Here is a 13,010-nt window from a genome sequence, read left to right on the forward strand (position 1 = left end):
CGTGCTTTGAGCGCAGCCAAGATCAAAGTACTGTGTGTCGATGATTCGGCGCTAATTCGCGATTTGTTAACTGAAATTATTAACTCTCAGCCTGATATGGAAGTCGTTGCGGTAGCGCCTGACCCCATTGCCGCCAGGGATTTGATCAAGCAGCACAATCCTGATGTGTTAACCCTCGACGTGGAAATGCCGCGCATGGACGGCTTGGATTTTCTCGAGCGGTTAATGCGTCTGCGTCCTATGCCGGTGCTGATGGTGTCGTCGCTAACCCAAAGCGGTTCAGAGATCACCCTGCGTGCGCTTGAGCTTGGTGCGCTGGATTTCGTCGCCAAGCCGAGCCTGGGCATCCGCAATGGGATGATGGAGTACGCCGACGAAATTGCCGAAAAGTTGCGTGCCGCGGCGCGCTCACGGCCCCGTCAGGCGCGGCATAAAAACACGCCGCCACCAGCGGCCTTAAAGGCCCCGCTGGTATCGAGCGAAAAGTTGATTATTATCGGCGCCTCCACTGGCGGTACTGAAGCGATTCGGGCGGTGCTTGAACCGTTACCGGCGAATGCCCCGGCGATTTTGATTACCCAACATATGCCCGGTGGTTTCACCCGTTCGTTTGCCGAGCGGCTGGATCGGCTGTGCCGGATTACGGTTAAAGAGGCTACCGATGGTGAACGGATCCTGCCTGGGCATGCTTATATTGCCCCCGGCGACCAGCACCTCAAGTTGGCACGTAGTGGCGCTAACTACGTGGCGCGATTAGATGACGGCCCGCCGGTAAACCGCCACCGCCCATCAGTCGATGTACTGTTTCACTCAGCGGCTCAGCACGCGGGCAAGAACTCAATCGGCGTGATTCTTACCGGTATGGGTAAGGACGGTGCCGCAGGGCTGCTTGAGATGCGCCAGGCGGGTGCGCCCACCATTGCCCAAAATGAGCAGACCTGTGTGGTCTTTGGTATGCCGCGAGAAGCCATCGCGATGGGGGGCGCGGTAGAAGTAGTCGCATTGGATGATATCCCTTCACGGATGATGGCGCTGATCGCCGCCTCTGGCCGCGCCCAGCGTGTATAGGTAATTGATAAGAAATTAGTTAAACGACTTTGCTTAACAACTAAGCATATGAACTGAACATAAAATTTTAATAAGCTCGCAAGGGAACTCCCAATGAATCGTTTACTGCGCAACTTGAGTATTCACGCCGCTGTAGTGGCGGCACTCGTTTGCTTTGTCGCTCTGATTTTAGTACTTGCGGGCTTGGCGGTTGTGGCCGATCGCAACGCGCAAAATAACTTAGCAACGCTAAGCCAGATTAGCGATGCGCAGTTAAATGAAATTAATCGCGCCGACTCGCTGCTAAACCAAGCCATGCTGGCGATGGAAACTGCTTCAAACTATCTGATGGTCGGCCAGACTCAGCAATCCAATGCACAGGTCGATATCGCGGCTGATCGTATTGAGCGTGCCGAGCAACGTTTTGAAAGTTTTGCTGCAACACCTCTGACCTCTCAAGGTCAGGCATTGGGGGACGCTTTGACTACTGATTTTCGAGCGGTACTCGAATTGGTTAAGCAGCAGCACGAAACCTTTCAATATATGGATTTAACCAGCTACAACAGTCTGCGCGATGAGTTGGTTGAGCCGTTAATTACTTTGGCTGGCAGTATGACGGCGTTTGTTGATTACGGTTTCCAGCGGGTAGACACAATACGCACCGACGCAGAGGCTCAAGGCAATCTGTTTACCATAATCAATATGGCGGTGGTGGTGTTTGCCATGTTCATGACCTTGGTAATCTACCTAGGTTTGCGGCGTACGGTGATTGCGCCGCTAAGAGGCGCCATCCAGCGCCTGGATGCGATTGCCGAGGCTGACCTAACCGATCCGCTGCCGGAAGCGGGTAAAAATGAAATTGGTCGTCTGTTTGGCGCCATGGGCACCATGCAGCAAAACCTCACCAATATCGTTGGCCGGGTACGTGAAGGCAGTAACGAAATCCATCATGGCACTCGCGAGATTGCCAGCGGTAACGCTGATCTCTCCTCGCGCACGGAGCAGCAGGCGGCATCGATTCAACAAACCGCGGCCAGCATGGAAGAGATGACCGCGACGGTAAAACAGAACGCCGACAACGCCCGCCAAGCCAGCACCCTGGCAGCAGACGCCTCCACCACGGCAGAGCGCGGTGGTGAAGTGGTCGCGCAAGTAGTTCAAACCATGCACGGCATCTCCACCAGCTCAAAAAAAGTCGCCGATATTACCAGCGTTATTGATTCGATTGCCTTTCAAACCAATATTTTGGCGCTCAATGCCTCAGTAGAAGCCGCGCGTGCCGGCGAGCAAGGCCGAGGCTTTGCGGTCGTGGCGGGGGAAGTGCGCAATTTGGCCAGCCGTAGTGCGGATGCGGCCAAAGAGATTAAAACGCTGATTGATGCCTCGGTGACGCAGATTCAGCAAGGCTCAACGCTGGTCGAGCAAGCCGGTACCACAATGTCGGATGTGGTCACCGCAGTGCGCCGCGTAACCGATATTATGGATGAAATATCCGCTGCCTCCCAAGAGCAGAGCGACGGCATTGAGCAGGTCAGCCAAGCGGTGGGTCAGATGGATCAAGTCACCCAGCAGAACGCCGCGCTGGTACAGCAAGCCTCTGCGGCGGCGGCATCGCTCGAGGAGCAGGCCAACCGGCTGGAGCAAGCGGTTGCCGTGTTTAAACTGCTAGGTATGCAAGGGTCGTCACATCAGACGCTGCCCGCTGCATCGCCAGCCACGAATGCAATGCCTGCACCCCGGGTCGACCAGCAGCAAGCGAGTCGACCTGTCGCCAAGCGCAGCGACCACGAAGAGTGGGAAGAGTTTTAAGAATGAGTTTTAAGAATGAGTTTTAAGAAAAAGTCTTAGCAACAGTTCTAAGAAACAGCTTTAAATCCCTGACTGTACTGTTCAGTCACCCCAGCGCCATATACTGATTGATTAGAGGATGACCCATGGCAGATAAGAATATGAGTTTCCTGGTTGTAGACGACTTTCCTACCATGCGTCGGATCGTGCGTAGTCTGCTTAAGGAGTTGGGCTTCACCAACGTGGATGAAGCAGAAGATGGTCAAGATGCGCTCAATAAACTGCGCGCTGGCAAGTTTGAATTCGTCGTTTCCGATTGGAACATGCCGAACCTGGATGGCCTGGAGATGCTTAAGGAGATCCGTCAGGATGACGCCTTGAAAGATCTTCCCGTGCTGATGGTGACCGCAGAAGCGAAGAAAGAGAACATTATAGCGGCCGCTCAAGCGGGCGCTAACGGCTATGTCGTCAAGCCGTTCACCGCTGCAACCCTGGAAGAGAAGCTCAACAAGATCTTCGACAAACTGGGTATGTGAGCGACTGAGCCTATGTGCTTGGTTAACGAGGAGACAACATAATGAGTCAGAATGAGCAGTCCGATTCTGCCCAATCGTCCGAACAAGCCGCTGAAGACCTAATTCATCGCATCGGGAAGTTGACGCGCATGTTGCGCGAAAACATGCGCGAGTTGGGGCTGGATAAAGAAATCGAGAAGGCGGCCGAAGCCATCCCCGATGCACGCGACCGCTTGCACTATGTCGCCACCATGACGGAGCAGGCAGCAGATCGAGCGCTCAATGCCGTTGACCGTGCGCAGCCGCTGCAGGATCAGTTGTCAGACCGAGCGGAAGCGTTGGATAAGCGCTGGGCCGAGTGGTTTGAAGCGCCGAAAGAGCTGGATGAGGCCAAGGCACTCGTCGTTGAGACGCGCACTTATCTTAGCGATGTGCCTGATGTGGTTTCCGCGACGAATAAAGAGCTGATGGAAATCATGATGGCCCAGGACTTCCAAGACCTGACCGGCCAGGTAATTAAGAAGATGATGGACGTGATCCATGAGATCGAACATCAGCTGGTTCAGGTGCTCATTGATAACGCGCCGGGCGCACATGCACGAGAAACACTGCAGCGCAAGGCCGAGGATCAGTGGAAAAGCGACAATGCACGGCGTAACGAAGAGCTTTTGAATGGGCCGCAAGTGAAGGATAATGTCCCCGATACCGTCTCTGGACAAGACCAAGTAGACGACCTATTGGATGAATTAGGCTTTTAAAGCGCGTTATTACACGCCCTCTGGGCACGCAAGCACGCTATTCAGCCGTCCCTATGGACGGCTGAATACGTGATAAGCTTCGCTTCACCTGGCCGGATACCCGTATGGCAGATAACGATAGCGACCAGGAAAAGACCGAAGAGGCCACGCCCAGGCGAAAAGAGAAGGCCCGTGAAGAGGGCCAGGTTGCCCGTTCCCGCGAGTTAAATACGTTTTTGCTGCTACTGGGCGGTGTGATTGGCCTCTATAGCATGGGCAAAATGCTCTATGACCAGCTGGGTGCGGTGATGGAGCAGGCTTTCTTGTTTGAGCGTCGCCAGGCAATGGAAAGTACGCCGATGTTGGTCAATGCGCTGGATCTTGGGCAGCGCACACTATTTGCCATGATGCCGCTGTTTTTACTGTTAGCCGTGATTGCATTGGTAGCCCCGGGGTTGATGGGAGGCTGGCTGATATCGGGTAAATCGATGCAGCCCAAGTTTTCCAAGCTAAACCCTATTAAAGGCGTAAAGCGTATTTTCTCCACCCAGGCACTGATCGAATTGGCTAAAGCGATTGCCAAGTCGGTTCTGGTAGGGGGTGTCGCCGCAACGTTTTTGTATTTCAACATCGGCAAATTTATGGCGCTAATGGATCAGCCTATCCAGCAAGCGCTGACCAACGCGCTAACCATGGCGGCTCAGGCGGCCGGGCTCATGGTGCTGGTGTTGATCGTGGTTATTTTGATCGATGTCCCTTTCCAGCTCTGGGACAATGCAAAGAAGCTGCGCATGACTCAGGAAGAGGTTAAGCGTGAGCACAAAGAGTCCGAAGGCGACCCGCATGTGAAAGCGCGCATTCGCCAGCAGCAGCAGGCCATGGCGCGGGGTAGGATGATGAGCAAAGTGCCCGAGGCCGACGTCATCATTACCAACCCCACGCACTATGCGATAGCACTGACTTATCAGGAAGGTAGCATGGGCGCGCCACGGCTGGTGGCAAAAGGCGCCGACGCAGTGGCCGCGCGCATTCGCGAAATTGGTGAAGAGGCAGGCGTGCCACGATTGGAGGCAGCCCCATTAGCGCGGGCCCTGTATCATCACGTCGATCTAGATGCAGAGGTACCTGCCGAGCTGTATACCGCGGTGGCGGAAGTAATGGCCTGGGCCTATCGCCTCAAGCAAGTAGCAAAACAAGGAGGCGAGGTGCCCCCAATCCCCGATAACCTGCCGGTACCACCGGAGATGGAAAGCCCCGGGCATGGCGCCGGTGGTAATGAGGCGCAACCATGAAAGGCTTGAGTCAGCTAGTAGGTCGGCGCGACTGGATGAGTGATGTGCGCATGAAGCTGCTGGTCGGGCCGCTGCTCATCCTCATGATCTTGGGCATGATGATCGTGCCCTTGCCCCCCTTCGCCCTGGATTTACTCTTCACCTTCAATATCGCGCTGGCCATTATGGTGTTAATGGTCAGCATGTTTACGCAGAAGCCGCTGGACTTTGCGGCGTTCCCTGCTGTGTTGCTATTTACCACGCTGCTGCGCCTGTCGCTCAATGTGGCCTCTACCCGGGTGGTGCTCATGGAGGGCCACCAAGGCGGTGCGTCCGCGGGTAAGGTCATCGAAGCGTTCGGGGCGTTCCTGGTCGGCGGTAATTTCGCTGTAGGCCTAGTGGTCTTCCTTATTCTCGTCATCATCAACTTTATGGTTATCACCAAAGGTGCTGGCCGTATTGCCGAAGTGGGTGCGCGCTTTACCCTGGATGCGATGCCCGGTAAGCAGATGGCCATCGATGCCGATCTGAACGCTGGCTTAATCGGCGAAGAAGACGCCAAGAAGCGCCGCGCGGAAGTCGCGCAAGAGGCGGATTTCTTTGGTTCGATGGACGGCGCAAGTAAGTTTGTCCGTGGCGATGCCATTGCCGGTTTGGTGATTATGGTGGTCAATATCATCGGCGGGCTGATGATTGGCATGCTGCAGCACGATATGAGCTTTGGCGCTGCTGGCCAGACCTATATGTTGCTGGCGATCGGCGATGGCCTGGTGGCGCAAATTCCGGCCCTGGTGATCTCGACCGCAGCGGGTGTCACGGTCTCTCGGGTTAGTACCGATACGGACGAGGATATTGGCCAGCAAATGCTCAGCCAACTATTCGTTAATCCCCAGGTACTGATATTGGCCGCCATAGTGATGGGGCTATTGGGCATGGTGCCCGGCATGCCCAATTTAGTGTTTCTGCTCTTTACCGCACTATTGGCGGGTTTGGCGTGGTTTATTATGCGCCAAAAAGAGCAGTCGTTGGTCAAGGAGGAAATTGCGACTACGCCTGTGCCGTTACAAGAGACGCCTGAAGCGAGTTGGGAAGACGTGCAGCTGGTCGATACCCTCGGCCTGGAAGTGGGGCATCGCTTAATCCCGCTGGTCGACTCGCGTCAAAAAGGCGAACTGCTCGGGCGCATTAAGAGCGTGCGGAAAAAGTTTGCCCAGGAAGTCGGCTTCCTGCCGCCGGTGGTGCATATCCGCGATAATTTGGAGCTGCCACCCAACGCCTATGTGCTCTCAATGAAAGGCGCCGAGATTGGTCGCGCCGAGGCGCAGCCGGGCAAGTGGCTGGCGATTAATCCGGGGCAGGTGTCAGGCGAGCTGCAGGGCACCCATACTCAAGATCCCGCCTTTGGTTTGCCCGCTGTGTGGATCGATAGCAACCAACGTGAGCATGCCCAGGTGTATGGCTACACCGTGGTGGATGCCAGTACCGTCATAGCAACTCACTTGAACCACCTGTTGCACCGTCATTCGCCCGAGATGCTGGGCCGTCAGGAAGTGCAGAAGCTGCTGGATAAAATGGGTGATGATCAGAAAGCGCTGGTCGAAGAGGTCATCCCCAAGGCTATTTCGTTAACGGTGCTGCAGCGTATCTTGCAAAACCTGCTCGACGAAGATGTCTCTATCCGCGATATGCGCACAATTCTGGATACCCTGGCGGAGTACGCCACCCAGCAAAAAGATCCCAACGAGCTGACAGCGCTGGTGCGTGTCTCGCTGGGGCGTGCGATTGTCCAGCATTGGTTTGCAGGGCAGGAGACGCTCAATGTCATGGGGCTGGATGCCCAACTGGAGCAGGTGCTGGTACAGGCTATGAACGGTAACGGTGCCATGGAGCCCGGGTTGGCAGAGACACTGATGACCCAGGCGCAGCAGGCGCTGGAGCGTCACGAAAGCTCCGGCGAACCGCCGGTGCTGGTGGTGCAGCACTCGCTGCGAGCGGTGCTGTCGCGTTTCTTACGCCGCCGTCTACGCCATATGTCCGTATTGTCCCAGGCTGAAATTCCCGATGACCGCACATTAAGAGTGACCACCGTCGTCGGCGGACGTTAATGATGATGCGCCGTGATAGGCTAGCGTCGACCATTTCCAGAATAGGCAAAAGGTAAATCATGAGCGTTAGACGTTTCGTGGGAGCCAACAGTCGTGATGTGATGCGCCAAGTGCGCGAAACGCTCGGTGAAGACGCCTTGATTGTTGCCAATCGGCGTACTGAAGGGGGCGTTGAAATTTTGGCCATGGCGGATGAAGCCATTGACCACTTTGAACCTTCACCGGAACCCGCCCCCCCCGAAACGCCGGCAGCGCCTCCGCCGCAAGATCCCATGCAAGCGATGAGCGAGCGCTTACTGCGCGAAATGCAGGATATGCGAGCGCTGCTAGCCAATAGCCAGCCAGCCAATACCGCTTCCCCACTGCCAACAGCGCCGACCGGCACGGCGGCGCGGCTGCGCCAACTGCTATGGAACGTCGGTTTTAGCAGTGAACTCGCCGATGAGCTGCTGGCAGGGTTGCCCGCACCGCTAACCAGGTTAGACGGCGATAGCGAAGCGCCGCTGCAGTGGCTGCGTCAGCAGTTAATGGATCGCCTCTGCGTGCTGAGCGATGAGCCCAGCTTTTTCGATCAAACCGGTATTGTTGCCCTAGTGGGGCCGACAGGAGTGGGTAAAACCACCACCACCGCCAAGCTAGCCGCTCGTTTTGTGATGCGCCACGGTACGCGCCCGGTGGCGCTGGTCACCACCGACAGCTTCCGGATTGGCGCCCACGAGCAGCTGCGCATCTATGCGCGCCTGCTGGATACCCCGATGTACGCGCTTGACGCCGAGCAACCCATCGACGATTTGCTGGGGCGCCTGCAGGGCAAGCAGTGGGTGATTATCGATACCGTGGGTATGAGTCAGCGTGACCAGCGGGTGATTGAGCAGATTGCCCACCTCCAGGGCGGACGCTCGCGGGTGCGTTTGGTACTGCTTCTCAATGCAGCCAGTCAGCCGGAAACCCTCGAAGAAGTCGTGCTGCGCTACCGCCAGGCCGCGCGAGCGGCGGGCGCAGAGCTAGATGACTGCATTATTACCAAGCAGGATGAGGCGGGACGTTTGGCGCCGGTATTAGACATTATTATGCGTCACGGAATGCGCGTGCTGTTTGGTTCAAATGGCCAGCAGGTGCCTGAAGATATGGCCATTGCCGCCCCCGATGCGCTAGTGGATCAAGCGCTCAGCACGGCGACGCCACAGCGGGAGCGGGCGCAAAGTGCTGACACCCCGATGGGCATGCCGCGCTGGTCGCGGGATGTACTGGGCCAGGGGCGTCGCTTGTCGTCGCTACTGGCGCGGCTGCGCCAACGCGTCACGGGCTTTGCGGAATTAGAAGAGGTCTGGAATTTAGCTTCGCTGCCTAGCCGTGTGCAGGAAACGCGTTTAGATGCATTACTTGCCGGTTACCCCGCGGCGGAAACCACCTTAGGTATGGCGTGGTCAGCGCGGCGTAACGAGCGCGGCTGCGACTGGGCAATGCCGGACATTGGCCTGGACACTGATGGCGCCTGGCTGGCGCTTCCCTGGCTGCAGCATCGCCACGCCGCGGGGTGGCAGCCCCGCTTAGCCGCTTTGACTTCATCAAACGGCGTCGCTGTGCACTTACTACCGCGCTTTCCCGAACCCGATGCGTTGGCGTGGCTGGAAGCCGAGCACTTGACCTGGGTCAGCCAAGTAGCCCCTAGTCATCGAGTACTCTTTCACCACGAACGTCAGTCGATCCGTCAGCTGTTTAGTGACAGTGTGCTAACGCATCACGTGGGGGTACGTTTTCGCGGACAATCGGTGCAGCTGTGGACTGCCTACGCCGAAGTCGAGGACGCCAGCAGGACGGCTCTACTAGCCTGGTACGGCGAAGTGCGCGACCCGGAAAGTGCCAAAGTGGTGGCGCGGCGTTACTGGCTTACCCCAGCACGGTTGGGGGCAGAGGTGCTCTCGCTGCTGTTAACCCAACTGCAAAGCGAAGGTTTGTCTGCTTTGACGCGTCGCGCGTGGCAGCAGTTGAAAGAGGCCGATAGCGGAGATCTCAATGCCGAAGTTCGCCTATTGATGGCCAGCGGTGTGGCATCGGTCGCCGGGCATCTCGATGTCGCCGATGATGAGGAGGCGCAAACGCTGCGCGGCGACCTGCTCAATCTTCTAGGCACCAGCCGCCGACGCCGCGATACCGGCATGCTCGATGCGCTGGTCTACGCCTTTATGGCGCGGGATGCGATTCGCCAAATGGGCAGTGTTAGTCGAGAGGGTGTGGCGTGAGCGAACAAGATCAAGCCTCGGGACTGCGCAAGTGGGCAAGCCTGCAGCGCCAACAGCAGCAGGCTGAGGGTTCGGTTGACGTCGCGGCGGCAGAGCATGTGCCCGAAGAGACCGGCCCTTTATTAGCGCCTATGTTAGCGGCGGTGGAAGAGCCAGCGACAATGGCGCCGCCCAAGCCCAAAATTCCGCTTATTGTGGTCGGGCTGCCCGGTAGCGGTGCACCCCAGGTGAGCAAGGTCAAAGCGCGTCTGGGGCAGTGGTCAATGCTAGGTCGAAGCTGGGCCGGTGATCCTGACGATTGGGATATTCGTATCGCCATGGCGGAAACTTCCGATCTTGCTCAGCTACGCGATCAATACAGCCGTTGGGCGCTATGGATCAGTAGCGATGCTGATACCTTCGCTGGTATGTTTGGGACGTTGCGTCAGCTGCATGAGCGGGGTGGGCCGCGTCGTTTGCTGGCGCTGCATGAACCCCACTTACCGCGCCAAGGGTTACTCGATAACTTGCGTCAGGCCGCTGATTACTACTTAAATATGGAGTTACTGGTACTTGCACGATGAGCACACTCTGCCGAGGAGACCAAGCATGCTAAGCTGGCCGTTAAGAGGGAGACTGCTGCTGATTGGGATATTGTTGACGGGGTGTCTACTGGCAGGATTGACGGCCAACGCCCAGGCGGCACCCGGCAGTTGGAGTAGCCAGATACCCGGGCTGATGGTGGCAATGAGTGATCGGGCAAGCACGAGTAAAATGGCTACCCCGCCCACCGTCGGCAATATTCAGTCAGGTCAACTCGGGCGTGTCCAGTGGCAGTTTGAATACCCCCACGGTGCGCTATTAAACGCTTGGCTGTGCCATCCAGAGCAGTGTGTTGCATTAACCGGTATGCGTGGTTCTACCGCCGCACTAGCGGGGCGAGCCGCTGAAGAGCCGTTGCATTTTCGCTTCGCCTTACGCCCAGGCCAGCGGCCTGTTCGCGTGCAAGGGTTGCAATTGATTGTGAACTATCAGTGAAGGCTGGATAGCCGCGAGGCGAGAATATGTACACAGCACAAGGCAGGATCAAACAGAGTGAGCTGTTGACGCAATACATGCCACTGGTGCGACGCCAGGCCTTGACGCTTCAGGTTAGATTGCCAGCGAGTATTGAGCTCGATGACCTGATCCAGGCCGGGATGGTGGGGTTGCTGGAAGCGCTAGGTCGTTTCGATGCTACCCAGGGCGCGACGTTCGCGACCTTTGCCAGTCAGCGTATTCGCGGTGCAATGATGGATGAGTTACGCACCCGTGACTGGCTGCCCCGCAGCGTGCGCCGGTCAGCGCGTGCGGTTGACAGCGCCGTTCGCCAATTAGAACAACAGCTCGGGCGAGCGCCGGAAGAGAACGAAATTGCCCTCCACCTTGAGATGCCGCTGAGTGAGTATCAGCAGCTCCTCAACGACACCAACAGTGGCCAACTGTTGCCGTTTGAAGAGCTGGTAGCCGACGGCGGCGAGCCTGTCAGCAATGAACTGGGCACTTCACCGTTCGAGCAGTTGCTAGATGGCCAGCAGCGGCAAACGCTGATTGACGCGATTGAAGCGCTGCCAGAGCGGGAAAAGCTGCTCATGGCGCTGTACTACCAAGAAGAACTCAACCTCAAGGAAGTAGGGGCTGTGTTGGGCGTAACGGAATCACGCGTTTCTCAACTGCACAGCCAAGCCGTCAGCCGTTTACGCGCGCGTTTACACGACTCGGCATAACACCTCTTTTTACTCACTTGTGACCGGCAAGGAGCCGTGGATGAATCCTTCGACGCTGATAGGCATATTTGCCAGCATACTGCTGTTGGTAAGTGTGTTGTTTTTCACCGCAGAGTCCCCTGAAAGCTTTATCAATTTACCGGGCCTGGCCATCGTGGTGACCGGTACCCTAGCGGCGACCTTTATCAGCTATCCGCTGAAAGAGGTGCTCCGCGTCGTACGGCTAGTGGGCTTGGTATTCCGGCGCGAAAATACCTATATGCGTGACGATATCCGCGAACTGGTGGATATGTCGCGGCTGTGGTTTAAAGGCGATGTGCGCGCGGTCGAGCGCGAGTTGGAGCACACCAGCAATCCGTTTTTACGTACCGGGATCCAACTGGTGATTGCCAACACCAAAGAGGATGAAATTTTTGACATGCTGCGCTGGCGCATCGCCCGCCTTAAAGCGCGTGAGCATGCTGAGGCACAAATATTCCGTACCATGGCCACCTACGCACCCGCGTTTGGCATGATCGGCACCCTGGTGGGGCTGGTCAATATGCTGGAAGTCATGGACGCAGGCGACCTGCAAGTAATTGGGCCCCGCATGGCAGTCGCTCTGCTTACCACTTTCTACGGTATTTTACTCGCCAACTTAGTGTTTAAGCCGATTGCAGTGAAGCTCGAGCGCCGCACCGAAGAGCGGCTGATTACCATGAATATGGTGCTGGAAGGTATTTCGCTGATTACCAAGCGCCGCCTGCCGTCGTTTATCGAAGAGACCCTCAACTCGTTTGTGGCTAACTACCACGATGAAATTCGTGATAACAGCGTCAAGCCAAGGCCTGACTCGTCGGTTAGTTCGGCGGCCAAGGGATAGCCAGCATGTTAGACCGCGATACGCGCCATGCGCTGGAAATGTCGCCATCGCCAGGTGATGGCGATGATGGTTGGCTAACCAGTTATCTTGATGTATTGACGCTGCTAATCACGCTCTTTGTACTGCTGCTTTCACTAACGCCACCAGGTGGTGGTGAAGCGGCTGATACTGCTTTCATGCGCTCGGCTAGCGCTGTATCATCACTGCCGCTGGCGACGTTGGCTACCGGCATACAGCCCCGCCATGCAGGGCTGCAGCCACAGTTTGATGGCCTCAGTATCCCCGGCGTGAGCGTTTCGCAAGGGCGCGAAGGGGTCACGCTACGCATTGATACCAGCCTGCTATTTCCTAGCGGTCAAGCGGTGTTGACCCCGCAGGGGCGGGGCGTGGTAGAAAGTCTTATCGGTGTGCTAACGAGTTTTGACGGCCAGATATCGGTAGAGGGCCATACCGACAGCGTGCCTATTTCAACGGCCCGCTTTCCCTCTAATTGGGAGCTCTCATCAGCACGGGCTATCGCTGTGGTGAGGCATCTAGAGCGCCAAGAGTTCAATATTTCTCGTATGCGGGCCGTCGGTTATGCCGATACCCAACCCATGGAACCGAACGCAACCGCGGATGGGCGAGCTGCCAACCGTCGCGTAGAACTGTTGCTAAGGCAGCAGGTCGAGGGTGAATAGATTGCGAGGCCACGTTT

General features: G+C 56.8%; 12 protein-coding genes. All 12 read left to right on the top strand.

What is annotated here, in order from left to right:
* Positions 1-6 precede the first annotated feature (6 nt).
* The 12 genes from QHL1GM_RS13530 to QHL1GM_RS13585 all read left to right on the top strand — a co-directional run bounded on the left by QHL1GM_RS13530 (position 7) and on the right by QHL1GM_RS13585 (position 12,993).
* Positions 7-1,068 (top strand): chemotaxis response regulator protein-glutamate methylesterase, encoded by a 1,062-nt coding sequence (locus QHL1GM_RS13530; protein ID WP_071694956.1) that lies wholly within the window; start codon positions 7-9, stop codon positions 1,066-1,068.
* A 93-nt stretch (positions 1,069-1,161) separates the two neighbouring features.
* Entirely contained in the window at positions 1,162-2,856 is a 1,695-nt protein-coding gene (locus QHL1GM_RS13535; protein WP_071694957.1) for a methyl-accepting chemotaxis protein, read from the top strand.
* A 125-nt stretch (positions 2,857-2,981) separates the two neighbouring features.
* On the top strand, positions 2,982-3,371 hold the full coding sequence (cheY, locus tag QHL1GM_RS13540) for a chemotaxis response regulator CheY (protein WP_022520923.1): 390 nt from the start codon (positions 2,982-2,984) through the stop codon (positions 3,369-3,371).
* Positions 3,372-3,412: 41 nt separating this feature from the next.
* On the top strand, positions 3,413-4,108 hold the full coding sequence (cheZ, locus tag QHL1GM_RS13545) for a protein phosphatase CheZ (protein WP_007112065.1): 696 nt from the start codon (positions 3,413-3,415) through the stop codon (positions 4,106-4,108).
* Positions 4,109-4,212: 104 nt separating this feature from the next.
* Positions 4,213-5,379 (top strand): flagellar biosynthesis protein FlhB, encoded by a 1,167-nt coding sequence (gene flhB, locus QHL1GM_RS13550; protein WP_071694958.1) that lies wholly within the window; start codon positions 4,213-4,215, stop codon positions 5,377-5,379.
* Positions 5,376-7,463 (top strand): flagellar biosynthesis protein FlhA, encoded by a 2,088-nt coding sequence (flhA, locus tag QHL1GM_RS13555; protein ID WP_071694959.1) that lies wholly within the window; start codon positions 5,376-5,378, stop codon positions 7,461-7,463. The genes flhB and flhA overlap by 4 nt, the downstream gene beginning before the upstream one ends.
* Positions 7,464-7,522: 59 nt before the next feature.
* Positions 7,523-9,706, top strand: coding sequence for a flagellar biosynthesis protein FlhF (gene flhF, locus QHL1GM_RS13560; protein ID WP_071694960.1), 2,184 nt, complete (start codon positions 7,523-7,525; stop codon positions 9,704-9,706).
* Positions 9,703-10,269, top strand: coding sequence for a hypothetical protein (locus QHL1GM_RS13565; RefSeq protein WP_071694961.1), 567 nt, complete (start codon positions 9,703-9,705; stop codon positions 10,267-10,269). The genes flhF and QHL1GM_RS13565 overlap by 4 nt, the downstream gene beginning before the upstream one ends.
* 25 nt (positions 10,270-10,294) lie before the next feature.
* Complete coding sequence (locus tag QHL1GM_RS13570; RefSeq protein WP_083571033.1) at positions 10,295-10,723, top strand: flagellar protein FlhE; 429 nt, start codon at positions 10,295-10,297, stop codon at positions 10,721-10,723.
* Between the two features lie 26 nt (positions 10,724-10,749).
* A complete protein-coding gene (locus QHL1GM_RS13575; protein ID WP_071694962.1) occupies positions 10,750-11,451 on the top strand; it encodes an RNA polymerase sigma factor FliA in 702 nt (233 codons plus the stop codon).
* 40 nt (positions 11,452-11,491) lie between these two features.
* Positions 11,492-12,313: a motility protein A gene (locus QHL1GM_RS13580; RefSeq protein WP_071694963.1), complete on the top strand. Its 822-nt coding sequence runs from the start codon at positions 11,492-11,494 to the stop codon at positions 12,311-12,313.
* Between the two features lie 5 nt (positions 12,314-12,318).
* Positions 12,319-12,993, top strand: a complete 675-nt coding sequence (locus tag QHL1GM_RS13585; protein ID WP_071694964.1) for an OmpA family protein — start codon at positions 12,319-12,321, stop codon at positions 12,991-12,993.
* The last annotated feature ends 17 nt before the right edge of the window (positions 12,994-13,010 follow it).

Source organism: Halomonas sp. QHL1 (assembly GCF_001882345.1).
GTDB lineage: Bacteria > Pseudomonadota > Gammaproteobacteria > Pseudomonadales > Halomonadaceae > Vreelandella.